Genomic DNA, 20,655 nt, shown 5'->3' with positions numbered 1-20,655 from the left:
ATGGCAATCACCGAGTACAAAACTGGCAGCGCCACCATCGGCACCACTGAGTACAGCGTCGTTACCCCTGGCACCACGCTGGCCAACGACACGACAGATGGTGTGTTTCAGGCATTCCTTGACCCGATGAACATGGCCGCTGGCGACCAGTTCCGTGTGCGGGTCTACGAGAAGGTCACGAGCGGCGGCAGCAAGCGCGTCGTCTACGAATCGACGCTCGCTGGCCCCCAGGCTGAAGCCCTCGCATTCCCGTCGCTCATCCTGCTGCACGGCTGGGACGTGACGATCACAAAGCTGGCGGGCACCGACCGCTCTTTCTCTTGGTCTATCCGACAGGTGGCTTAAATGAGCAACTACCGCGAACAAGCAATCAGCGGCCAGAAATGGGTCCGCTCCAACTCGGTTCAAATCTCCAACCCGTACCAGGGCCTGCCTGTGGTGCGCTTCGGAGAGGAAGAAATCGCGGTGCTGTCCGATGGCAAGACCATCAACACCCCGCTGGAGGGTTTGACCGAGCCTTTCACTGATCCGGCCAAAACGTTCCCGCTGCTGAACCCAGTCACTGGCGAGGCGCTGGGGGCCACTGCCAGCTATCAGGATGTCTATGTTCTGCTGCATAGCCTCTACATCGCGTTGGCAGTGGCACGAGACGCACCCGCGACCGCGCCGGAATAAGCCATGTCGTGGGGTTTTCAGCCAATCCTGCCGGCCGCTGCGCAGCTTCAGTCCGAGCCGCCATCGACCGGGCCGACCCTGAAGCATTGGGCCGGCAGCGCCTGGGTGCTCAAGCCTCTGAAGTGGTGGAACGGCAGCGTGTGGGTGAACACGGGCGTGCTGAAGCGCTGGGACGGAACCTCGTGGGTGGCGGCATGAGCACGTATATCTGGAACATCCTCGAATGGTTTAGCCAGGGCCTCAACACGGTGTTCTTGGCCGGCAATCCCAACATGACCGTCAGTGCCCGGTGCTGGGTCAACCGCGAGCGCTCCGGCTGGTCGCGGGCTTATCACGCCATCAACCGTGTTTTCTTTTGGCAGGCCGACCACTGCCGCCAGTCCTACGAGGATGACCTGCGTTTTGCTCGCTCGGTCTTGCCACCTCCACCAGAGAAGCACGTCTATTACCCACCGGGCGGCGACCCGATTGACCAGTGAGCACGCCCATGAGTGACATACAAACACACGCAGAAGCCGGCAAGGCGATGATTGAAACCACTGTCGCCGCCGCTGGCAGCAAGGCCACCTACACGGGCGCCGGAATGACCCTCAGTGGCTGGCTGCTCTCGTCGGAGTTCGCCGTTCTGGCCGGTCTGGTGCTGGGTGTCGCGGGCTTCCTTGTGAACTGGTACTACAAGCACAAGGCCGACAAGCGTATGCAACGCGAGCATGAGGCCCGCATGGGGCTGTACTGATGAAGGCGGCTCGCATTCTGGTGGCGTCGCTGTCTCTCAGCGCGGCAGCGTTCATCGGCCTTGTGACCCATGAGGGCTACACCGACACTGCGGTGGTGCCCGTGAAGGGCGACCGCCCCACCGTGGGCCTGGGCAGCACCTTCCATGAGGATGGCCGCCCGGTGCAGATGGGCGACCGCACCACGCCCGTGCGGGCCATCATCAAGGCGCATGCCCACATCACCCGGGAGGAAGCGGCCTTTCGCGCATTGCTGCCCGGGGTGGCTCTGCACCAGTCCGAATACGACCTCTACATGGATTGGGTCTACCAGTACGGCACCGGGGCCTGGGCGAAGTCAAGCATTCGCACCCATCTGCTGGCGGGCCGCTACGCCGACGCCTGTGCATCCCTGTTGCTTTACCGCTTTGTGGACGGCTACGACTGCAGCACGCCGGGGAACAAGCGCTGTTCCGGCGTGTGGACGCGCCAGCTTGAGCGCCACACCAAGTGCATGGAGGTTCAGTGATGGACGGACGTTTCAAGGAATGGTGGTGGATTCCTCTGCTGCTGGTGGTGGGCGCTGGCCTGTTGGTCCGGCGCTTCTGGCGAATCGCAGCATTGGTGGTACTAGCTGTGGTGGCGGCCACGCTCCTGTCCGCTTGCACGGTCGTGCAGTACCGCACCGCCGCCCAGGCCTGCGAGCTGTTGGACATCGCCATGCGTGAGGGCGATCTGGTGCCGGGCTGGTACACAGCCGTGGGGCCGGTGCTGGAGTCCTGTGGCATCGAAGGGGCCAAGGCGTGGGCGGACGAAAAGGCCTGCGCTGCCAACAAGTACCACGGCTACGAGTGCGAGGTGCCCAAGTGAGCCGCATCCTGATCGCCGCCGTCCTGGCCCTGGCCGGGTTGGCCGGCTGGCAAACCATGCGCCTAGCCGACGAGCGCACCGCCCACCAAACCACCGTCGCCCAGCTCGAACGCGAGCGCGGCGACTGGCAACGGGAATCCCGAGTGGCCGTTGAGGCCGCCCGCTCCGAAGAACACCGCCGAACCGCCGTAGTTGAAAAGGAAGTCACCCATGCCCGCAAGAAAGCCCAAGACCTGGGCACTGACCTGGCTGCTGCTCGTGCTGTTGGTGAGCGCCTGCGCATCGCCCTCGCAGCTGCCACCCGCACCAACGCCCCAAGCAATCCTTCCGACACTGCCGGCCGAAGCCCGACAGCCGACCCCGCCGCCGATCTGCTCGCCGACGTGCGCCGCCGGCTGGACGAAGCTACGGACGGAACTGTTGGATTCGCTGACGCAGCTCACCTCGCCGGCCAAACCTGCGAGCGCATCTTCGACCAAATGAACGCGGCCCGCCCGCCCAGTTGACCTGTTGTCTCCGCGTGGGGTGCCACCGCCCCCGCTTCAGGCCCGCCACCTTGTATGGGGTGTGCGGGCCTTTTTCACCAAGTGTCTCGTAGCATTGAAATCATGGTTTTGCGGGTCATTTCCTCGGATATGCCTTCTAGGTATGCGACCGCCACCAATGCTTCCTCGCCGTTTCTGACCAACGCGTCCACGAGCACGGTTGAAACTTCCGGTTTGTGAACACCGTCCTGCTCAGTTATTGCCAGCAGCGTTTCCAGGGCTGACAGCACGCCGATCCATGATGTCCTGAACTTGATGACGTGGATCGCAGCACGAGGGCCAAGTAGTGCGGCATCCCGATCACTGATGAAAACTTTTGATTCGATCATCAAGTCGTGAGCCTTGCTCAGCTGCCGACGCGTTCCAGCCAAGATGATTGAGTTGCCCAAACTAGGCCCGAGCCCGGTGGGCGTTGCAAGCATTTCGACAACGCGCTCCCGAATGAGTTCACGGATCTCCGTTCGCTGGGAGGTGTGCTTTGCATACTCCTGTTCGAAAGTAGCCGCACCAGCCTGGTAGGCTTTGGCCAAGCTGGCCTCTTGTTCCTTAATCTTGTTCCAGGCCGGCAAAATGCCGGGAATTCGCATGATCTGCGCCTTGTAGGTTTGCATGTAGCCAAACAACTGCCAGGCGATGGTCCTCCGTTGCATGGCGACTTGGACCGCCTCCTTCAGGAAAATGGCACCGAGCGCCCCAACGGCCCCGAGTAAGAGGGTGAGTAGCTGTTTGTAGTCCATGGCTCAGTTCTAGCACAGTGGTTTCCGGCCGTATGCCTACTGCGCTATCCTGCCGCCCATGTGCAACCGATACGTCTCTCCCACCGACGCCCGCATCGAGCGCGAGTGGGCCATCGGTGGATGCAACCCTTGGCCCGGTGGCGGTGTATTCCCCCGCTCGCCTGGCCCGTTCATTCGGCGCGCCCGCGATGATGCCGGCTACAGCCTTGAGCTGGTGGTGGGGCAATGGGGTTTGATCCCCTGGTTCGCCAAGGAACCCAAACTGCCGTACAGCACCAACAACGCCAGGTCAGAGGAGCTGGCGGCCAAGGCCAGCTACAAGCACCCGTGGGCACGTGGCCAGCGCTGCATCATCCCTGCTGAGAGTTTCGACGAACCGTGCTGGGAGACCGGAAAGAACGTCTGGTGGACCTTCCGCCGCGCCGATGGCGCACCCTGGGGCCTGGCCGGACTGTGGAACACCTGGGTGGACAAAGTCACAGGCGAACTGCACGAGAGCTACACCATGCTGACGGTCAACGCGGATGACCACCCGATCATGAGCCGCATGCACAAGCCCGACCCCAAGTTTCCGCCCGACCAGCAGGACAAACGCTCGGTGGTGGCCATCGAAGCGGCCGACGTGGACCAGTGGCTGGCGGGCACGCTGGCTGATGCGCAGCGGCTACTCAGGGCGCCGGCGGTGGAGCTGCTGGACTCACTGCCTGCTTCTTGAGCTCGGCTTGCTGGAGATGCCAGCGGGTGAGGCTCGTGCTGGTTTGCATCGCCAAGGTCTCCTCAGCAGTCTCCGGCAAGTCCCTGACCTCCACTGAGCCCTCTACTTTCTGGGGGTCTTGGTTGGGAAAGTACCGATGGGCCTCGTCCTCGGTGTACTTTCCGCGCATGACGTAACGGCTGCGGCCCTCAAGACTCTTGAGGGACCAACTCCAGAATTTGGTGGGCTTCATCGAAAACACTCCTTGTGCACGGAGTGTGGCGGGCGCCCGTATCAAAAGGTGATACGCCGGTCACCCGCGGTGAATGATCGCTTCGTTGATCGCTGACACTACCTTCTCGACGTACTCTTTCTGATTGCTCTTGAGGGCGTTCGTCTCACCACCTGCGGTGTGCAGTTGCACGTGGTAGTAGGTTTTTTGCAGCAGCAACCAAATCACGCCAGCCAATGCAAAGATCAGGGCGCCGTAGGCTTTTGACCCGCTGATGACTGGCAGCAGTCCTACGATGATCAGCAATACGGGCCAAAGTCGGCTTGGCTTGTTCACCCAGGCTTTCACCGAGGTGATGTTGCTCATAGCGTAGGTTTGACCATCAACGACGAATCGGCTGTTCGTGACCTGCACGCCGTCGTGTTGAAAAAACGACTTCTCTTCCATCCTCGGCTCCGTCTGTTGTTGAAAGCGCTGGAAATACTACCAGCGACACCATGTGCCGGGGAATTGCGTAGTGCAGGGAGCGGCCATGGCCGGACTGGGCGCCCCCAGTAGGCGTCAGGCAACCAGCCCTTACCGCCTGCCCTCCGGGGTGGGCGGCTTTTTGCATTGGGGACGAATCCGGGGACTTATCGGGGGATTTTGGGGTAATTCGTCCCCGTCATCGTCTGGCCGCTTCACTCTGTAGACCCCCTGAGTTCCCCGGCTTGCTTGGTTCGAATCCAATCGCGCCTACCAAACATCAACCCTTGCAAGCCCCGGCCTGCAGGGGTTTTTTGTTGTCTGTCGGCCAGGACTTTCAATGGGTGACGTGCACGGCAGGTCGCCGGCCGTCATTCCATTTGCCGCCCAATGCGCGCTCGATCTGCGCCGCCAGTTGCAACAGCAGGCCGTCGTTGGCCTGTTTGGCCTGGACTTGTATGCCGAAGGGCAGGCCGTTCTCTTGCCATGCCATGGGCAAAGAGATCGCGGGGATGCCACACAGGTTGGACAGCGGCGTGTAGGCGAAAAACTTCCACAGGTTGCCAAACCAGTCCAGCACGTCCGGGTTGTCGCTGGTGGTGAGGTACTCCGTGGTGCCCACGCGTGGTGTGGGCAGGGCGGTGATGGGGGTGAGGATGATGTCCCAGTCCTCAAAGAAGGCGCCAAATGCCCGCGCCGTGTGGTTGAACACGCCCTGCATCTTGTGACGCTCGGTGTACGACATGTCTTTGCCGGCTTCCCAGATGCGGATGTTGATGGGCTCGATCAGATCGGCTGGTGGGCGCTCCAACCCACGCGACGCAAGCATGCCATTGATGACCTGGGCGAAGTTGCTGATGTAGCAGGTGGTCTGGGCTGCGAAAGCGGCGCGCAAATCGGTTTGGGGCAGCGCCCATTCGACGTGGTGGCCCAGGCTTTCCAGAAAACTGCCGGCACGCTCAAGCTCGCCCACGATGTGGGGTGTGGCGCGGTAGTCGCCCCATTCGTGCGACAGCGCGATGCGCAGGCGGCCAGGGTCTTTCTGGATCAGCGTGCTGTAGGGTTCGGCCGGGCTCCAGTAGGGCATGAATTCCCCCGGCGCGCCGCCCCGGCAGGCGTCCACAAAGGCGGCGGTGTCGCGCACGGTGCGGCTTTGGCAGCCTTGGGTGGACACATAGCCGCTGATGTCTGACAGGTGGGGCGCGATGGAAAACACGCCGCGCGAGGCTTTGAGGCCGATGTTGCCGTTGAACCCGGCGGGAATGCGGATGGAGCCACCGCCATCGGTGGCGTGCGACAGCGGCACCGCACCTGCCGCCACCATGGCGGCTGTGCCGGCCGACGAACCGCAGGTGGTGTACTCGGTGTTCCAGGGGTTGCGGGTGACGCAGACGGCGGGATTTTCGGCCGAGCTGCAGACGCCGAACTCGGGCGTGGTGGTGCGGCCCATGAGGTTGAGGCCGGCGCGGCGCATCTGGCTGGTCAGCCAGGTGTCTTGTGTGGGGCGGTTGCCGCGCATGAACAGGGAGCCTTGTTCTTGCAGTCGCCCTTTGAGGGTGGGGCCCAGGTCTTTCATGAGAAAGGGCACACCGGCCAAGGGGCCTTGGGGGTTGAGGCCATCGCGCAGCGGATCGGTCACCACGTCATCGAACACCTCCAGCACGGCGTCCAGTGCCGGGTTGGTTTGTGCGATGCCGGCAGCGGCTTGTTGGGCCAGTTCGGTGGCGCTCAATTCGCCTGTTCGCACCTTCTCGGCCAAGGCACACGCGTCGTGCGAGGCCCATTCTTCCCAACTCATTGCCAAGGTCATGTGTCGTATTCCTGTGTGAAACAATGGCCGCTCACACACTGGTGCGGCCGCGTGGTGTTGAAAAGCATAACGTGGGCCAGGATGCCGGCGCTCTTGTGCCAGACGCCGCTTCAGGGTAAACCCATGTCTGTGCCGTTGATGGCGGTTTTTAGAATGTCTTTTCTTCCTACAGGAGCCGACTCAGTGCAGAAATCCAAGGCCGACCCCCAGGCCGCCCGCCCGAACGGCGTTCGGGTGATCAAGAAATACCCCAACCGGCGTCTGTACGACACCGACACGTCGTCCTACATCACGCTGGTGGAAATCAAACAGCTGGTCATGGACGACGAGCGTTTTGTGGTGCGCGACGCCAAGACCAACGAAGACCTCACGCGCAGCATCTTGCTGCAAGTCATCCTGGAGGAAGAGACCGCTGGCGTGCCCATCTTCACCGAGCAGGTGTTGGCCAACATCATCCGTTTCTACGGCCACGCCATGCAGGACTTCATGGGTTCCTATCTGGAGAAAAACGTCCAGATCTTCATGGACCTGCAGAAGAAGATGACCGAACAGTCCAAGGTGCTCACGCCCGAACTGCTGCAGCAGTTTGTCAATGTGCAGTCGCCCATGATGCAGGGCATGATGGGCACCTACATGGAGCAGTCCAAGAACGCCTTTGTGCAGATGCAGGAGCAGATGCAACGCAACAGTGAGCAGATGCTGGCGGCCATGGGGCTCAAGCGCTGACGACGTTTGCCCGGGCGCATCCCGGGCCGACCTGAGACAATCGGGGCTATGAACGCTCCCGCCACCTCCGCCGCCCCCAAGGTCGGCTTTGTTTCGCTGGGCTGCCCCAAGGCGCTCACCGACTCCGAACTCATCCTCACGCAACTCAGCGCCGAGGGCTACCAAACCAGCAAGACATTTGATGGTGCCGATCTGGTCATCGTCAATACCTGCGGCTTCATCGACGACGCGGTCAAGGAAAGCCTGGACACCATTGGCGAGGCGCTGGCCGAAAACGGCCGTGTCATCGTCACCGGCTGTCTGGGCGCACGCCAGGGCGATGATGGCGGCAACATGGTGCAGAACATCCACCCATCGGTGTTGGCCGTGACCGGCCCACACGCCACCCACGAGGTGATGGAGGCGGTGCACAAACACCTGCCCAAGCCACACGACCCCTTTGTGGACCTGGTGCCCGCCCAGGGCATCAAGCTCACGCCCCGCCATTACGCTTACCTCAAGATCAGCGAGGGCTGCAACCACCGCTGCACCTTCTGCATCATCCCGTCCATGCGCGGTGATCTGGTGAGCCGTCCGATTGGCGACGTGTTGACCGAGGCGCGCAAGCTGTTCGAGGCGGGCGTCAAAGAACTGCTTGTTGTGAGCCAGGACACCTCGGCCTACGGCGTCGATGTGAAGTACCGCACCGGCTTCTGGGATGGCAAGCCGGTCAAGACCCGCATGTTCGATCTGGTGCGCGAACTGGGCGAGCTGGCCAAAGGTTTTGGCGCCTGGGTGCGCCTGCACTATGTCTACCCCTATCCGCACGTGGACGAGGTGCTGCCGCTGATGGCCGAAGGTCTGGTGCTGCCCTACCTGGACGTGCCACTGCAACACAGCCACCCCGACGTGCTGCGCCGCATGAAGCGCCCCGCCAGTGGCGAGCGCAACCAGGAGCGCATCCAGCAGTGGCGCGACGTGTGTCCGGAACTGGTGGTGCGCAGCACCTTCATCGCCGGCTTCCCAGGTGAGACCGAAGAAGAGTTTGCGCACCTCCTCGATTTCGTGCGCGAGGCGCAAATCGACCGCGCTGGCTGTTTTGCCTATTCGCCGGTGACGGGCGCGGCCGCCAACGAGCTGGCCAACCCGGTGCCCGATGAGCTGCGCGAAGAGCGCCGTGCCCGCTTCATGGCGGTGGCCGAAGCCGTCTCGGCCGAACGCCTGCAGCGCCGTGTGGGTGCCACCATGCAAGTGCTGGTGGATTCGGCGCCCGGCATGGGCAAAAAGGGCGGGGTGGGCCGCAGCTACGCCGATGCGCCTGAGATCGACGGTACCGTGCGCCTGTTGCCGCCGCAGAAGATCAGCAAGACCTTGAAGGTGGGGGAGTTCACCAAGGCGCGCATCGTGGCGGCCGAAGGGCACGATTTGGTGGCGATGCCCGTCTGATCGCAGGTCAGAACGGGGACGTTCTGGTCAATCAAAAAAGCCTGCGATGGTGACATCGCAGGCTTTTCAAATTTTTGGTGCCCAAGAGAGGACTCGAACCTCCACGCCTCGCAGCGCTAGTACCTGAAACTAGTGCGTCTACCAATTCCGCCACCTGGGCATCTCAGGAAGTCAGCAGTATACACCGAGAATTTGATCGCTTGTGCGTGGTAGGCGCATCTGCCTTGGGATGGTTGTCCTGGTTGGCAGGCGCCACGCCCTGTAGGCGGCGTTGAGTGGCCCAGAAAAGAAAAAAGGCCTGCAACATTCAGTTTGCAGACCTTTCAACTTTATGATGGTGCCCAAGAGAGGACTCGAACCTCCACGCCTCTCGGCGCTAGTACCTGAAACTAGTGCGTCTACCAATTCCGCCACCTGGGCATCTCAGGAAACGACTAGTATAGCACTAACAAAGAGCCAGTCTCAAACTACGTGAACGAAAAAAATCAAAACCATCTGCTGGCCGAAATCGAAGGCACCGTCTCAGGCCACCGCGATGGCCACGGCTTTGTGGTCCGCGATGACGGGCAGCCCGACATCTACCTTCCCTCCAACGAAATGCGTGCGGTTCTGCACAAGGACCGCGTCAAGGTCCGTGTCGTGCGTTACGACCGCAAGGGCCGTCCAGAGGGCCGCGTCACCGAAATCATCGAACGCTCGTCCGCCCCTTTGATCGGGCGATTGCTGCAGGAAAGTGGCATCTGGTTGGTGGCGCCTGAAGACAAGCGCTATGGCCAGGATGTGCTCATCCCCAAAGGTGCGACCGGCTCGGCCAAGCCGGGGCAGGTGGTGGTGGTCGAGTTGACCGAGCCGCCGGCCTTGTACGGGCAACCCGTGGGGCGCGTGAAAGAGGTGCTGGGCGAGATCGACGACCCCGGCATGGAAATCGAGATCGCGGTGCGCAAATACGGCGTGCCCCACCAGTTTTCCGATGCCGCCATGGCGCAGGCGCGGGCGCTGCCCGACAAGGTCCGAGCGGCCGACAAGAAAAACCGCATCGACCTGACTGATGTGCCCCTGGTCACCATCGACGGTGAGGACGCGCGTGACTTCGACGACGCGGTGTATTGCGAGCCCGCCAAAGTTGGGCGCGGCAAGGGTTGGCGCCTGCTGGTGGCCATCGCCGATGTGAGCCACTACGTGGAAACGGGCAGCGCCATCGACGTCGATGCCTACGACCGCGCCACCAGCGTGTACTTCCCGCGTCGCGTGATTCCCATGCTGCCCGAGAAGCTGTCCAACGGCCTGTGCTCGCTCAACCCCGACGTGGACCGCCTGTGCATGGTCTGCGACATGCTGATCAACGCCAAGGGCGAGATCCACGCCTACCAGTTTTTCCCGGCGGTGATGCACAGCCACGCGCGCTTCACCTACACCGAGGTGGCGGCCATCCTGCAAAACACGCGCGGCCCCGAGGCGCAGAACCGCAAGCCGCTGGTGCCCTACCTGCTCAACCTGCACGACGTCTACCGGGCCTTGCTGTCGGCGCGCAACGCCCGGGGTGCGGTGGACTTTGAAACCACCGAAACACAAATCGTCTGCGACGAATCGGGCCGCATTGAAAAAATTGTGCCTCGCACCCGCAACGATGCGCACAAGCTGATCGAGGAGGCCATGCTGGCCGCCAACGTGTGCAGCGCCGAGTTCATTGCCCAGGGCAAGCAGCCCGGCCTTTTCCGTGTGCACGAAGGCCCCACGCCCGAAAAGCAGGAAACCCTGCGCAACTACCTCAAGGCCATGGGCGTGCCCCACACCCTGAGCGAGAACCCTTCGCCGGGCGAGTTCCAGCACATCGCCAACGCCACCAAGGACCGGCCAGAGGCGCAGCAAATCCACACCATGTTGCTGCGCTCCATGCAGCAGGCCATTTACACGCCCAGCAACAACGGCCACTTTGGCCTGGCCTTCGAGGCCTACACCCACTTCACCAGCCCCATCCGGCGTTACCCCGATCTGCTGGTGCACCGGGTGATCAAGGCTATCCTGGGTGGCAAGCGTTACCAGCTGCCGACCTTGCCCACGCCGGGCGAGGCCCATGCCAAGCTCAGCAAACGCCTGGCGTCGCGCCCGGCGCCGCCGACCGACAAACCACGCGCAAAACCCTCGGCCGACACCTTGGCCTGGCAGGCTGCCGGCCTGCACTGCAGCGCCAACGAACGCCGCGCCGACGAGGCCAGCCGCGATGTGGAGGCCTGGCTCAAGTGCAAGTACATGCGCGAGCACCTGGGCGAAGAGTTCAGCGGCGTGGTCACGGCGGTCACGGGTTTCGGGTTGTTCGTCACGCTGGACGCGATGTACGTCGAGGGCCTGGTCCACATCACCGAACTCGGCGGCGAGTACTTCCGCTTCGACGAGGCGCGTCAGGAGCTGCGCGGCGAGCGCACCGGCATCCGCTACCACCTGGGTTCGCGTGTGCAAGTGCAGGTCAGCCGGGTCGATCTGGATGGCCGGCGCATCGATTTCCGCCTGGTGAACGAGGGCGATGATGTGCTGGCGCGAGCCATGCGCGACAAGGCGGGCGCCGACAGTGGTGGTGCGGGGGCGTTGCGCAAGCGGTCCTCTGGCAACGCGGAAGCGCGCCAGGGCGTTGCCATGCCAAAAAGCGCCAAACGCGAGCGCGCCGACAAGGGCGGCGCAGCGCGCACGGCCGGCAAGCGCTCAGGTCGCAGCGGCGGGAGCGGCCGTGGAGGTGCGCCGTCATCGCGCAAGGGGCCTCGTTGACATGTCGGTCTTGCTTTTCCTGCTCGACACGCTGTTTTTTGCGTTGATCGCGGCCTGCCTGCTGCGCGCCTGGATGAACACCCGGCGCATACGCATGACCCAGCAGCCCGGCCCCTTTGTGATGGCGTTGACCAACTGGTTGGTGGGCCCCCTGCGCCGTGTGCTGCCGCGCCGCCTGGCCCAACACGACATGGACATGGGCAGCTTGTTGGCGGCCGTCATGTTGTCGCTGCTGTACGCGGTGGTGTTGCTTGCCTTGGTGGGCGGGTTGTCGGCCGTGATGGGGCTGGTGGGCATTCCGCTCGTGGCGATCAAGATGCTGCTGCGTTCGACCATTCAGCTCATCATGCTGCTGGCGTTTGCCTACGCCATCCTGTCTTGGGTGCAGCCGCAGGCGCCGGTGATGCACCTGATGGGCCGCCTGGTGGAGCCCTTGTTGGCGCCCATACGCCGTGTGGTGCCGCTGATTGGCGGTGTGGATCTGTCGGTGCTGGTGCTGATCCTGCTGATGCAGGTGGGCCTGTTGGTGCTGGGCTGAGTCAGTGCCGCCCCAGGTGGCGCACCAGGCCGCTGGCGGTCAGGGTGCCGTTGCGGTGGACTGACCAATTGTCTGCCACCCGCCCATGTTGGTACACGGCATTGCAGGTGGTTTGGAAGGGGGTGGCCTCCTGTGCGGCCAGACGGGCGCCCAGCCAGCCGGCCAGCACGTCACCGGTGCCTGCTGTGGCCAGGCGCGCGTTGCCGGTGGGGTTGATGACCGGCACTTGGTCTGGCATCGCGACCACGGTGCCTGAGCCTTTGAGCACGCAGATCAGCCCCAGCTCTTGCGCCAACCGCTGTGCCGCCGCCAGTCGGTCTGACTGCACGTCGTGCGTGCTGGTGCCGAGCAGCCGTGCTGCTTCCAGCGGGTGAGGGGTGATGACCGTGGCGGCAACGCCCCGCGCTTGGCCGCGTTCGCGCAGTGCCTGTTGCAAAGTGGGCGAAGCGGCCACGTGGTTGAGCGCGTCGGCGTCGAGCACCAGTGCCTGGCTGTGGGCGATGACCTGTGGCAACCAAGGGGCCACGGCGTCCCCGCCGCCACAACCGCAGACCACGGTCGTGTTGCCGAGTCCTTCAGGGGTGAGGTGCGCCGTGGTGCGCACCATCAGCTCGGGTGTCTCGGCGTCCCATCCCAGGCTGGATGTGCCAGCTGCTTCCAGTGGCACCAGATATACCCGGCCGGCGCCGCCGTGCAAGGCGGCGCGCGCGGCCAGCACCGCAGCGCCCGTCATACCCGCGCCGTTGACGTTCAGGCCTTGGCCGCCGAGCACCAGCACGTCGCCGTGGCTGCCCTTGTGGTTGCTGTGCGGACGCGGGTGGTGCGGTGGTGGCGCTATGCCCAGCCAGGCGTCGGGCGCATCGGCACTGGCGCAGCCCAGGTCGTCCAGCCAGACCTCGCCGGCGGCGTCGCGCCCCTCTGCGGTAAACAGGCCCGGCTTGAGGGTCAAGAGGCTCAAAGTGTGCCGGCGGCCGCGTGCAGGTGTCGGGCCTGACAGGGCGCCGGTGTCGGGGTTCAGGCCGCTGGGCAGGTCCACGCACAACACGGGGTAAGTGGCCCGGCGCAAGGCGTCCAGCCAGAGTTTGAGAGGACCGGCGATCTGGTCGGCGCGGCCGCCCAGCCCAAACAGCGCATCGATGGCGAGGTCGCAGTCGTCGGGTGGGTGGTTCACCCAGTGCAGCCCGGCTTGTTGTGCCAACGCCAAGGCCCAGGCCGCATCGGTGGGTAGGCGGGTCACGTCACCCTGCCAACTGACGCTCAGTTGGGCGCCTGATGTTTTTGCCCATTCCGCCAGGTGGCAGGCAGCCACCAGGCCGTCACCGCCGTTGTTGCCAGGGCCGCAGGCCACCCACACATGGCGTGCGTGTGGGTACAACGCGCGTGCCCACTGCGCCACCGCCAGGCCGGCGCGGGCCATCAAGGCGTGGGGGGCAGAGGCGGCCAGCGCGGCGTCCTCTATCGCTCGGCTGCGTGTGGCGCCGAAGAGGGGCCAGGGGCGATCGGGGGTGACGCGCTGGATCATGTGGACCTCAGGCGGGCAGGCGGGAGGGGGAGAGGGCGGTGGCGTCCAGGCCAGGGCTGCGGCCACTGAGCTGGTCGGCCAGCACCCGCGCGCTGCCACAGCTCAGGGCCCAGCCACTGGAGCCGTGGCCCAGGTTCAGCCAGAGCCCGGGCACGGCGCTGGCGCCCACCAGGGGCGGGCCCTCGGGCAACATGGGGCGGGCCCCTTTCCAGGTCTGCATCTGGCCGCCGGTGCGGCCGTGTCGAGCCGAGCCCGGGAACCAGTCGTACAACACCTTGTGCAAGGTGTCGAAGGCGTGTTTGCCGTGGCGGTCGGCGCGGCCGCCGATTTCGGCGCCACCGGCCACTCGCACACGCTGGCCCATGCGCGAGATGGCCACTTTGTAGCGTTCGTCCATCACGCCGGAGACCGGGGCATCCATGTCTTCGCGGACCGCCATGCTGATGGAGTGGCCGTAGACGGCGGTCAACGGGATGTGCACGCCCAGCGGGCGCGCCAGGGCCGCGCTGTGCACGCCTGCGCTCAGCACGATGGTGTCGAAAGTCTGCGCATCAGCGGCGCCTGCGCCCTGGCGCGGGCGCACCCACACGCGGCTGGGTTGCGCTTCGATGCGCTCGACTTCGGTGTTGAACTCGAAGCGGCAGCCGAGCGCCTGGGCCTCGTCCTTGAGCAGGAGGGCAAACTGGCGGCAGTTGCCCACCTCGTCGCCGGGCACGTGCACCGCGCCCACCAAAGGCGTGTCGGGGTTGAGCGCGGGCTCCACCGCGCGGGCCACGTGGCCAGGCACTTCGTGGAACGCGATGCCCAGCTCGCGCAGCACCGCCAGGCCAGGTTGCACCATCGCCTGGTCTTGCGCGTCGCGCAGCAGCACCATGAAGCCATCGCTCCGGTCGTACTGCAATTGCAGGTCGTGTGTGAGGTGGTGCAAGCGTTCGCGGCTGTAGAAAGCGAGTTGCTGCAACTGGCGCCGGGTTGCCATGTAGGTGCCGGCGTCGCAGGCGCGCCACCAGCGCCACATCCAGGCCAGATCCCGGGCGCTCAAGGGCCAGGCCAGTTTGACCGGGCCATGGGCACTGAACAGGTGCTTGAGCACTTTTTGGGGCATGCCGGGCGCGGCCCAGGGCGTGACGTAGCCCGGTGCGACGATGCCGGCGTTGGCAAAGCTGGTTTCTTCTGCGGCGGCGGCGCGGCGCTCGAACACCGTGACATCGTGGCCGTCACGGCTCAGTTCGTACGCGGTGGTCACGCCGATGATGCCGGCGCCGATGATGGCCACCTTCATGCGGCCTCCAGTGCCCGCTCGACCAGCTGTGCCGCGTGCAGCACGCTGTCGTCGCGGCCATTGCCGTGCCACAGCATCAGGCCCACGGGCAGTTCGCCATCGCGGTGGCAGGGCAGCGACAGGCCACAACCGTCCAGCAGGTTGCCCAAGGCGGTGTTGCGCAGCAGGCGGGCGTTGGCGGCAAAAAAGGCCTCGTCGCGTTCGGTGCCCGGTGCCACCTCGGCCAGCGGTGGTGCGACCATGGGCACGGTGGGCGAGAGCAGGGCGTCGAACGGGGCAATCGCCTGGTTGACGCGGCGCATCCAGTCGGTGCGGGCGCGTTGCAGTTCGATGTAGTCGCCGGCCAGCATGGTGCCGCCACGCAACACGCGGGCGAGCACACGCGGGTCATAGAGCGCGGCATGGTCTTGCACCCAGGTGCGCTGCACGCTGAACGCCTCTGCGGCTGGGAAGGTGCAGCGGGTCTGCATGTCGGCCGCTTCGCCCAGTTCTGGCAGGGCGACGTCCACGATGTGGGCGCCCGCCGCCGACAGGATGCTCAGGCTGCGCTCGAACGCGCGCGCCACGGTCGCGTCCAGCCCATCGAGCACGGTGTGTTGGGGCACAGCAAAACGGCAATCGCGCAGGCCGGTGGGACTGCGCACCACGCTGCGGGCGGCCAGCACCTCGTGCAGCAAGATGGCGTCACGCACGCTCAGCGTCATGGCGGCCACGGTGTCCAGCGTGGTGGACAGGGGAAAGGCGCCGTCGGTGGGCACCCACTGAGCGCTGCTTTTGAACCCGACGATGCCACACAACGCGGCGGGGATGCGGATGGAGCCGCCGGTGTCGCTGCCCAGCGCGGCCCAGGCAGCACCTGCCGCCACCGTGACGGCGCCGCCCGATGACGACCCGCCCGGAATACGGTGGGTGGTGGCATCGCAGGGGTTGCGAGGGGTGCCGTGGTGGGGGTTGACGCCCACGCCCGAGAAAGCGAATTCGCTCATCTGGGTGCGCCCGAAGATGACGGCGCCCGCCGCACGCAGGCGGGCCACGGCCGTGGCGTCCGCTTTGGCAGCCGGCAGGTTGACGCCATCCGGACCGAGCACGCGCGATCCAGCGGTGGTGACCTGGTCGGCCACGTCGAACAAGTCTTTCACCGAGACAGCCAAGCCGGCCAGCGGCGTGTGCGGCAGGTCCTGGCCGTGGCGCCTTTCCAGCGAGGCCAGTTGATCGTGGACATCAGCAGCGGTCGGGGCCACCACCCAGGCGTGTTCGCAGGCGCTGCTTTGCGCGGCAGCGAGCGATGCGTTCAACAGTTGTGTGGCGGTGGTGGCGCCACGTCGCAGGGCGCTTTGGGAGGCGTGCAGGTCGGGCGCGGGAAAGGAGGCAGGGCTCATGCTTACATTGTGTGCGAGGAGACGGGCACTTCCGATTGCCTGGGGCAAACTGTTGCGTTGCAGCAAACCTGCCCGGCCTGCTATACTCCTTGGGTTTTGCTGACGGCGCCAAGCCTTTGGCCAAACAAATCGCAAGCCGGCCCAACCGGGTGTTTCTGTTCAGGATGAACAGGGATCGGGGCCGGTTTCAGTCACAACCTCTGGAAAGAAAACCATGTCTATCTCCATGCGCGAAATGCTGGAAGCCGGTGTCCACTTCGGTCACCAAACCCGCTTCTGGAACCCCAAGATGGCCCCGTACATCTTCGGTCATCGCAACAAAATTCACATCGTCAACCTCGAAAAGACGCTGCCCCTGTTCGAAGAGGCCGCCAAGTTCGTGAAGCAGCTCTCCGCCAACCGCGGCACCATCCTGATGGTGGGCACCAAGCGCCAGTCGCGTGACCTGGTGGCCCAGGAAGCCCGCCGTGCTGGCGTGCCTTTTGTGGACCAGCGTTGGCTGGGCGGCATGCTGACCAACTTCAAGACCGTCAAGACCTCCATCAAGCGCCTGAAGGAAATGCAGGCCCAGCAAGAAGCCGGTCTGGACAGCATGAGCAAAAAAGAGCAGCTCATGTTCGCCCGCGAAATGGAAAAGCTGGAAAAAGACATCGGCGGTATCCAGGACATGACCGCCCTGCCTGACGCCATCTTCGTGATCGACGTCGGTTTCCACAAAATTGCCGTGCAAGAAGCGCAGAAGCTGGGCATCCCGCTGGTGGGTGTGGTCGATACCAACCACTCGCCCGTGGGCATTGACTACGTGATCCCTGGCAACGACGACTCGGCCAAGGCCGTGGCGCTGTACGCCCGTGGCATCGCTGACGCCATCCTCGAAGGCCGCGCCAACGCCGTGAACGACGTGGTCAAGGCCGTGGCCGCTGGCGGCGACGAGTTCGTGGAAGTCAAGGAAGAAGCTTCCGCCTGATCGATCGGCTGCAATCGGCCGTCGGCTGGTTCAAAGGGGCTCTTGTGGCCCCTTTTTCGTAACCGGCACGCCACATTCCTCTTTCAATATTTGTACTGGCCCGAGTGGGCCTATGGAGAACACCAAGATGGCTATCACCGCAAGCATGGTTGCTGAACTGCGCGCCAAGACCGACGCGCCGATGATGGAGTGCAAAAAAGCCCTGACTGAAGCCGATGGCGACATGGCCAAGGCCGAAGAGCTGCTGCGCGTCAAGCTGGGCACCAAGGCCGGCAAGGCCGCCAGCCGCGTGACCGCTGAAGGTGTGGTTGCCAGCTTCATCAATGGCACCACCGGTGGTCTGATCGAAGTCAACTGCGAAACCGACTTCGTGACCAAGAACGACAGCTTCCTGGCCTTGGCCAACGCCGCCGCCAAGCTGGTGGCCGAGCACAACCCGGCTTCCGTGGAAGACCTGGGCGCGCTGGCCTATGAGCAGGACAGCTTTGGCCCCACGCTGGAAGACGTGCGCAAGGGCCTGATCGGCAAGATCGGTGAGAACATGAGCTTCCGCCGCTTCAAGCAGTACAGCGCTGGCGCCCAGCTGGCCAGCTACTTGCACGGCACGCGCATTGGTGTGGTGGTGGAGTTTGACGGCAATGAGACAGCCGCCAAGGACACCGCCATGCACATCGCCGCCATGAAGCCTGTGGCCTTGTCGAGCGCCGACGTGCCCGCCGACCTGATCGCCAAAGAGCGTTCGGTGGCCGAAGCCAAAGCCGCCGAATCCGGCAAGCCGGCCGACATCGTGGCCAAGATGGTCGAAGGTTCAGTGCAGAAGTACCTCAAGGAAGTCTCGCTGCTGGACCAGGTGTTCGTGAAAGCCGCCGACGGCAAGCAGACCGTGGGCCAGTACCTGAAGTCCACCAACACCACCGTCAAGGGCTTCACCCTGTACGTGGTGGGTGAAGGCATCGAGAAGAAGGTCGACGACTTCGCGGCCGAAGTGGCTGCCCAGGTGGCTGCTGCCAAGGGCGCCTGATTCTTGCCCCCTGAAGGCGGGACCGTCGTTGACGGGGCCCGCCTTTTTTTCGCGTGTCCATGGGCGGCGTGCGCCTGCCGACAGCGGGCGGCGGCGATACACTCCACGGGCACCGCCGGATTCCAATTTTTCTTGAAACCCAAAGGTCGTACATGCCAGCACACAAGCGCATTCTCTTGAAATTGTCGGGTGAAGCCCTCATGGGCGACGATGCCTTCGGCATCAACCGGGCCACCATCGTTCGCATGGTCGAAGAGATCGCTGAGGTGACGCGTTTGGGTGTGCAGGTCGCCGTGGTGATTGGCGGCGGCAACATTTTCCGTGGCGTGGCTGGCGGCTCGGTCGGCATGGACCGTGCCACCGCCGACTACATGGGCATGTTGGCCACGGTGATGAACTCGCTGGCCCTGGCCGACACCATGGACAAGGCGGGCCTGGTGGCCCGTGTGATGTCCGCCATTTCCATCGAGCAGGTGGTGGAGCCCTACGTGCGTCCCAAGGCGCTGCAGTACCTCGAAGAGGGCAAGGTGGTGATTTTTGCCGCCGGCACCGGCAACCCCTTCTTTACCACCGACACCGCTGCTGCGCTGCGTGGAGCGGAAATTGGGGCGGAAATTGTGCTCAAGGCCACCAAGGTGGACGGTGTGTACTCGGCCGACCCCAACAAAGACCCATCGGCCACCCGCTACACCTCCATCAGCTTTGATGAGGCCATGGGCAAGAACCTGCAGGTGATGGATGCGACCGCGTTTGCCTTGTGCCGCGACCAGAAGCTGCCGGTCAAGGTGTTCAGCATTTTCAAGCACGGTGCCTTGCGCCGTGTGGTGATGGGCGAAGACGAGGGCACCCTGGTGCACGTCTGAGGCCCACGCTGTCCGTGAAGCAAAGTGAGAGGATGAGCCATGACGATTGACGAAATCAAGAAAAACACCGACCACAAGATGCAGCAGTCCATCGAGGCGTTCAAGAACGCCTTGACCCGCGTGCGCACCGGCCGCGCCAACCCGCAGTTGCTGGACACCGTTCACGTGGACTACTACGGCTCCATGGTGCCGCTGTCGCAGGTGGCCAACCTGACCCTGATCGACGCCCGCACCATCGGTGTGGCGCCTTGGGAAAAGGGCATGGGCGCCAAGATCGAAAAAGCGATCCGCGAATCCGACCTGGGCCTGAACCCGTCCAGCCAGGGCGACCTGATCCGTGTGCCCATGCCGCCCATGAGCGAAGAGCGCCGCAAGGAGCTGACCAAGGTGGTGCGCGGCGAAGGCGAAAACGCCAAAATCGCGGTGCGCAACCTGCGCCGCGACGCCAACGAATCGGTCAAGAAGTTGGTCAAGGACAAGCTGGCCTCGGAAGATGACCAGAAGCGAGCCGAAGCCGACATCCAGAAGGCCACCGACAAGCGCATCGTGGAAATCGATCACTTGGTCGCCAGCAAAGAGCAGGACATTCTGGCGGTTTGACATGTCGCCCCGCATGCTCCACCGCTGCGCGGGTCGCTGCCCCCCGTGGGGGCTGATCCGTCTTGGGGCGGCCCGGCGGCGGATCAGGCTTCGTTGTATATGACACCTCACCACATCGCCATCGTCATGGATGGCAACGGTCGCTGGGCCAACAAGCGCTTCATGCCGCGCGTGGCCGGGCATCGACAGGGGCTGGAGGCCTTGCGCCGCTGCATCCGCCTGTGCCTGGACCGGGGCGTGGGCGTGCTCACGGTGTTCGCGTTTTCCTCAGAAAACTGGGCGCGTCCGGCCGACGAGGTCTCGGGCCTGATGGAGCTGCTGGCCGGTGCCCTGGCGCGGGAAGTGCCTTCGCTGAAGGACAACGGCGTGCAGCTGCATTTTGTGGGCGATCGGCGTGGTCTGTCCGACAAGGTGTGCCAGGGCTTCGAGCAGGCCCAAGGTGCGACGGCGCACAACCGGCGGCTGGTTTTGAACATCTGTTTCAACTACGGTGGCCGCTGGGACATCGCCCAGGCCGCCCAACAGGTGGCCCAAAGTGGCGAAGCGATCACGCCTGAGCGCTTGGCCGGTGCCCTGGCGCTGGCCCACGTGCCCGACCCCGATTTGCTGATCCGCACCGGCGGTGAGTTGCGCATCAGCAACTTCCTGCTCTGGCAACTGGCTTACACCGAACTGCATTTCAGCGACGTGTTGTGGCCCGACTTTGATGCACTCCACCTGGACGAGGCCATCGGCGCCTTCGCCGGGCGCGAGCGTCGCTTTGGCAAGACCTCGGCCCAGGTGGCGCCAGCCGTGCACAAGACGTCGGCGGCCTGAGCGGCCAGTCCACAC

24 protein-coding genes and 2 tRNA genes are annotated in these 20,655 nt (G+C 64.2%); 18 read left to right on the top strand and 8 right to left on the bottom strand.

Translation table 11 applies throughout. The features are described from left to right. From ACFQU0_RS09960 to ACFQU0_RS09925, 8 genes are read left to right on the top strand one after another with little or no spacing between them, the layout of a single operon-like run. The gene (locus ACFQU0_RS09960) at window positions 1-345 is read left to right on the top strand and encodes a hypothetical protein (protein ID WP_382200293.1); all 345 of its coding nucleotides are present in this window, start codon (window positions 1-3) and stop codon (window positions 343-345) included. Continuing rightward, window positions 346-675: a hypothetical protein gene (locus ACFQU0_RS09955; RefSeq protein ID WP_382200291.1), complete on the top strand. Its 330-nt coding sequence runs from the start codon at window positions 346-348 to the stop codon at window positions 673-675. Between the two features lie 3 nt (window positions 676-678). Further along, a complete protein-coding gene (locus ACFQU0_RS09950; RefSeq protein ID WP_382200289.1) occupies window positions 679-873 on the top strand; it encodes a hypothetical protein in 195 nt (64 codons plus the stop codon). Further along, on the top strand, window positions 870-1,154 hold the full coding sequence (locus tag ACFQU0_RS09945; RefSeq protein ID WP_382200287.1) for a hypothetical protein: 285 nt from the start codon (window positions 870-872) through the stop codon (window positions 1,152-1,154). The genes ACFQU0_RS09950 and ACFQU0_RS09945 overlap by 4 nt, the downstream gene beginning before the upstream one ends. An 8-nt stretch (window positions 1,155-1,162) precedes the next feature. Next, complete coding sequence (locus ACFQU0_RS09940; protein ID WP_382200285.1) at window positions 1,163-1,411, top strand: holin; 249 nt, start codon at window positions 1,163-1,165, stop codon at window positions 1,409-1,411. Then, window positions 1,411-1,917: a glycoside hydrolase family protein gene (locus ACFQU0_RS09935; RefSeq protein WP_382200283.1), complete on the top strand. Its 507-nt coding sequence runs from the start codon at window positions 1,411-1,413 to the stop codon at window positions 1,915-1,917. The genes ACFQU0_RS09940 and ACFQU0_RS09935 overlap by 1 nt, the downstream gene beginning before the upstream one ends. After that, a complete protein-coding gene (locus ACFQU0_RS09930) occupies window positions 1,917-2,258 on the top strand; it encodes a hypothetical protein (RefSeq protein ID WP_382200281.1) in 342 nt (113 codons plus the stop codon). Before ACFQU0_RS09935 ends, ACFQU0_RS09930 begins: the two co-directional genes overlap by 1 nt. After that, a complete protein-coding gene (locus ACFQU0_RS09925) occupies window positions 2,255-2,764 on the top strand; it encodes a DUF2514 family protein (RefSeq protein ID WP_382200279.1) in 510 nt (169 codons plus the stop codon). The genes ACFQU0_RS09930 and ACFQU0_RS09925 overlap by 4 nt, the downstream gene beginning before the upstream one ends. 74 nt (window positions 2,765-2,838) lie before the next feature. On the opposite strand, the gene ACFQU0_RS09920 is transcribed toward ACFQU0_RS09925, so the two are convergent. Continuing rightward, on the bottom strand, window positions 2,839-3,540 hold the full coding sequence (locus tag ACFQU0_RS09920) for a hypothetical protein (protein ID WP_382200278.1): 702 nt from the start codon (window positions 3,538-3,540) through the stop codon (window positions 2,839-2,841). 58 nt (window positions 3,541-3,598) lie between these two features. Between ACFQU0_RS09920 and ACFQU0_RS09915 the strand changes: the two genes are divergently transcribed. Beyond that, the gene (locus ACFQU0_RS09915; protein ID WP_382200277.1) at window positions 3,599-4,255 is read left to right on the top strand and encodes an SOS response-associated peptidase; all 657 of its coding nucleotides are present in this window, start codon (window positions 3,599-3,601) and stop codon (window positions 4,253-4,255) included. A 292-nt stretch (window positions 4,256-4,547) separates the two neighbouring features. Here the strand turns inward: ACFQU0_RS09915 and ACFQU0_RS09910 are convergent, their stop codons facing one another. Both ACFQU0_RS09910 and ACFQU0_RS09905 read right to left on the bottom strand, forming a co-directional pair. Then, window positions 4,548-4,913 (bottom strand): DUF6232 family protein, encoded by a 366-nt coding sequence (locus tag ACFQU0_RS09910; RefSeq protein WP_382200276.1) that lies wholly within the window; start codon window positions 4,911-4,913, stop codon window positions 4,548-4,550. A 355-nt stretch (window positions 4,914-5,268) separates the two neighbouring features. After that, entirely contained in the window at window positions 5,269-6,741 is a 1,473-nt protein-coding gene (locus tag ACFQU0_RS09905) for an amidase (protein WP_382200274.1), read from the bottom strand. Between the two features lie 153 nt (window positions 6,742-6,894). Here ACFQU0_RS09905 and phaR point away from each other — a divergent pair, with 153 nt between their 5' ends. After that, a complete protein-coding gene (phaR, locus tag ACFQU0_RS09900) occupies window positions 6,895-7,467 on the top strand; it encodes a polyhydroxyalkanoate synthesis repressor PhaR (RefSeq protein WP_382200272.1) in 573 nt (190 codons plus the stop codon). A gap of 48 nt (window positions 7,468-7,515) precedes the next feature. After that, complete coding sequence (gene rimO / locus ACFQU0_RS09895) at window positions 7,516-8,892, top strand: 30S ribosomal protein S12 methylthiotransferase RimO (RefSeq protein WP_382200270.1); 1,377 nt, start codon at window positions 7,516-7,518, stop codon at window positions 8,890-8,892. A 75-nt stretch (window positions 8,893-8,967) separates the two neighbouring features. Here rimO and ACFQU0_RS09890 read toward each other — a convergent pair. Beyond that, a tRNA-Leu gene (locus ACFQU0_RS09890) sits at window positions 8,968-9,052 on the bottom strand. Window positions 9,053-9,227: 175 nt separating this feature from the next. After that, window positions 9,228-9,312: transfer RNA gene (locus ACFQU0_RS09885), tRNA-Leu, on the bottom strand. 51 nt (window positions 9,313-9,363) lie between these two features. On the opposite strand from ACFQU0_RS09885, the gene rnr reads away from it, so the two are divergent. Next, window positions 9,364-11,652, top strand: a complete 2,289-nt coding sequence (gene rnr / locus ACFQU0_RS09880) for a ribonuclease R (protein WP_382200268.1) — start codon at window positions 9,364-9,366, stop codon at window positions 11,650-11,652. Between the two features lies 1 nt (window position 11,653). Further along, window positions 11,654-12,190: a YggT family protein gene (locus ACFQU0_RS09875; protein WP_382200266.1), complete on the top strand. Its 537-nt coding sequence runs from the start codon at window positions 11,654-11,656 to the stop codon at window positions 12,188-12,190. Window position 12,191: 1 nt separating this feature from the next. Here the strand turns inward: ACFQU0_RS09875 and ACFQU0_RS09870 are convergent, their stop codons facing one another. The 3 genes from ACFQU0_RS09870 to ACFQU0_RS09860 are packed head-to-tail and all read right to left on the bottom strand — an operon-like array spanning window position 12,192 to window position 16,373. Further along, window positions 12,192-13,712: an NAD(P)H-hydrate dehydratase gene (locus ACFQU0_RS09870; RefSeq protein ID WP_382200264.1), complete on the bottom strand. Its 1,521-nt coding sequence runs from the start codon at window positions 13,710-13,712 to the stop codon at window positions 12,192-12,194. Window positions 13,713-13,719: 7 nt separating this feature from the next. Then, a complete protein-coding gene (locus ACFQU0_RS09865) occupies window positions 13,720-14,994 on the bottom strand; it encodes a D-amino acid dehydrogenase (RefSeq protein WP_382200262.1) in 1,275 nt (424 codons plus the stop codon). After that, a complete protein-coding gene (locus ACFQU0_RS09860) occupies window positions 14,991-16,373 on the bottom strand; it encodes an amidase (RefSeq protein WP_382200260.1) in 1,383 nt (460 codons plus the stop codon). The genes ACFQU0_RS09865 and ACFQU0_RS09860 overlap by 4 nt, the downstream gene beginning before the upstream one ends. A gap of 214 nt (window positions 16,374-16,587) precedes the next feature. Between ACFQU0_RS09860 and rpsB the strand changes: the two genes are divergently transcribed. From rpsB to uppS, 5 genes are all read left to right on the top strand, one after another. Continuing rightward, complete coding sequence (gene rpsB / locus ACFQU0_RS09855) at window positions 16,588-17,340, top strand: 30S ribosomal protein S2 (RefSeq protein WP_382200258.1); 753 nt, start codon at window positions 16,588-16,590, stop codon at window positions 17,338-17,340. A 127-nt stretch (window positions 17,341-17,467) separates the two neighbouring features. Beyond that, window positions 17,468-18,361, top strand: a complete 894-nt coding sequence (tsf, locus tag ACFQU0_RS09850; protein ID WP_382200256.1) for a translation elongation factor Ts — start codon at window positions 17,468-17,470, stop codon at window positions 18,359-18,361. A gap of 152 nt (window positions 18,362-18,513) precedes the next feature. Then, window positions 18,514-19,224, top strand: coding sequence for a UMP kinase (pyrH, locus tag ACFQU0_RS09845; protein WP_382200254.1), 711 nt, complete (start codon window positions 18,514-18,516; stop codon window positions 19,222-19,224). 39 nt (window positions 19,225-19,263) lie between these two features. Beyond that, window positions 19,264-19,824 (top strand): ribosome recycling factor, encoded by a 561-nt coding sequence (gene frr / locus ACFQU0_RS09840; RefSeq protein WP_382200252.1) that lies wholly within the window; start codon window positions 19,264-19,266, stop codon window positions 19,822-19,824. A 99-nt stretch (window positions 19,825-19,923) separates the two neighbouring features. Next, on the top strand, window positions 19,924-20,640 hold the full coding sequence (gene uppS / locus ACFQU0_RS09835; protein WP_382200250.1) for a polyprenyl diphosphate synthase: 717 nt from the start codon (window positions 19,924-19,926) through the stop codon (window positions 20,638-20,640). Window positions 20,641-20,655: the final 15 nt, after the last annotated feature.

The sequence above is a fragment of the Hydrogenophaga defluvii genome (genome assembly GCF_042665235.1).
Taxonomy (GTDB): Bacteria; Pseudomonadota; Gammaproteobacteria; order Burkholderiales; family Burkholderiaceae_C; genus Hydrogenophaga; species Hydrogenophaga defluvii_A.
The sequence above is the reverse complement of the archived record's forward strand: the minus strand, read 5'-3'. Positions and strand labels throughout refer to the sequence as shown.

Excerpts from the sequence above, each read along its gene's own strand:
- ACFQU0_RS09960 (WP_382200293.1), top strand. The coding sequence starts at position 1 with ATGGCAATCACCGAGTACAAAACTGGCAGCGCCACCATCGGCACCACT.
- ACFQU0_RS09955 (WP_382200291.1), top strand. The coding sequence starts at position 346 with ATGAGCAACTACCGCGAACAAGCAATCAGCGGCCAGAAATGGGTCCGC.
- ACFQU0_RS09950 (WP_382200289.1), top strand. The coding sequence starts at position 679 with ATGTCGTGGGGTTTTCAGCCAATCCTGCCGGCCGCTGCGCAGCTTCAG.
- ACFQU0_RS09945 (WP_382200287.1), top strand. The coding sequence starts at position 870 with ATGAGCACGTATATCTGGAACATCCTCGAATGGTTTAGCCAGGGCCTC.
- ACFQU0_RS09940 (WP_382200285.1), top strand. The coding sequence starts at position 1,163 with ATGAGTGACATACAAACACACGCAGAAGCCGGCAAGGCGATGATTGAA.
- ACFQU0_RS09935 (WP_382200283.1), top strand. The coding sequence starts at position 1,411 with ATGAAGGCGGCTCGCATTCTGGTGGCGTCGCTGTCTCTCAGCGCGGCA.
- ACFQU0_RS09930 (WP_382200281.1), top strand. The coding sequence starts at position 1,917 with ATGGACGGACGTTTCAAGGAATGGTGGTGGATTCCTCTGCTGCTGGTG.
- ACFQU0_RS09920 (WP_382200278.1), bottom strand. The coding sequence starts at position 3,540 with ATGGACTACAAACAGCTACTCACCCTCTTACTCGGGGCCGTTGGGGCG.
- ACFQU0_RS09915 (WP_382200277.1), top strand. The coding sequence starts at position 3,599 with ATGTGCAACCGATACGTCTCTCCCACCGACGCCCGCATCGAGCGCGAG.
- ACFQU0_RS09910 (WP_382200276.1), bottom strand. The coding sequence starts at position 4,913 with ATGGAAGAGAAGTCGTTTTTTCAACACGACGGCGTGCAGGTCACGAAC.
- ACFQU0_RS09905 (WP_382200274.1), bottom strand. The coding sequence starts at position 6,741 with ATGACCTTGGCAATGAGTTGGGAAGAATGGGCCTCGCACGACGCGTGT.
- phaR (WP_382200272.1), top strand. The coding sequence starts at position 6,895 with ATGTCTTTTCTTCCTACAGGAGCCGACTCAGTGCAGAAATCCAAGGCC.
- rimO (WP_382200270.1), top strand. The coding sequence starts at position 7,516 with ATGAACGCTCCCGCCACCTCCGCCGCCCCCAAGGTCGGCTTTGTTTCG.
- ACFQU0_RS09875 (WP_382200266.1), top strand. The coding sequence starts at position 11,654 with ATGTCGGTCTTGCTTTTCCTGCTCGACACGCTGTTTTTTGCGTTGATC.
- ACFQU0_RS09870 (WP_382200264.1), bottom strand. The coding sequence starts at position 13,712 with ATGATCCAGCGCGTCACCCCCGATCGCCCCTGGCCCCTCTTCGGCGCC.
- ACFQU0_RS09865 (WP_382200262.1), bottom strand. The coding sequence starts at position 14,994 with ATGAAGGTGGCCATCATCGGCGCCGGCATCATCGGCGTGACCACCGCG.
- ACFQU0_RS09860 (WP_382200260.1), bottom strand. The coding sequence starts at position 16,373 with ATGAGCCCTGCCTCCTTTCCCGCGCCCGACCTGCACGCCTCCCAAAGC.
- rpsB (WP_382200258.1), top strand. The coding sequence starts at position 16,588 with ATGTCTATCTCCATGCGCGAAATGCTGGAAGCCGGTGTCCACTTCGGT.
- tsf (WP_382200256.1), top strand. The coding sequence starts at position 17,468 with ATGGCTATCACCGCAAGCATGGTTGCTGAACTGCGCGCCAAGACCGAC.
- pyrH (WP_382200254.1), top strand. The coding sequence starts at position 18,514 with ATGCCAGCACACAAGCGCATTCTCTTGAAATTGTCGGGTGAAGCCCTC.
- frr (WP_382200252.1), top strand. The coding sequence starts at position 19,264 with ATGACGATTGACGAAATCAAGAAAAACACCGACCACAAGATGCAGCAG.
- uppS (WP_382200250.1), top strand. The coding sequence starts at position 19,924 with ATGACACCTCACCACATCGCCATCGTCATGGATGGCAACGGTCGCTGG.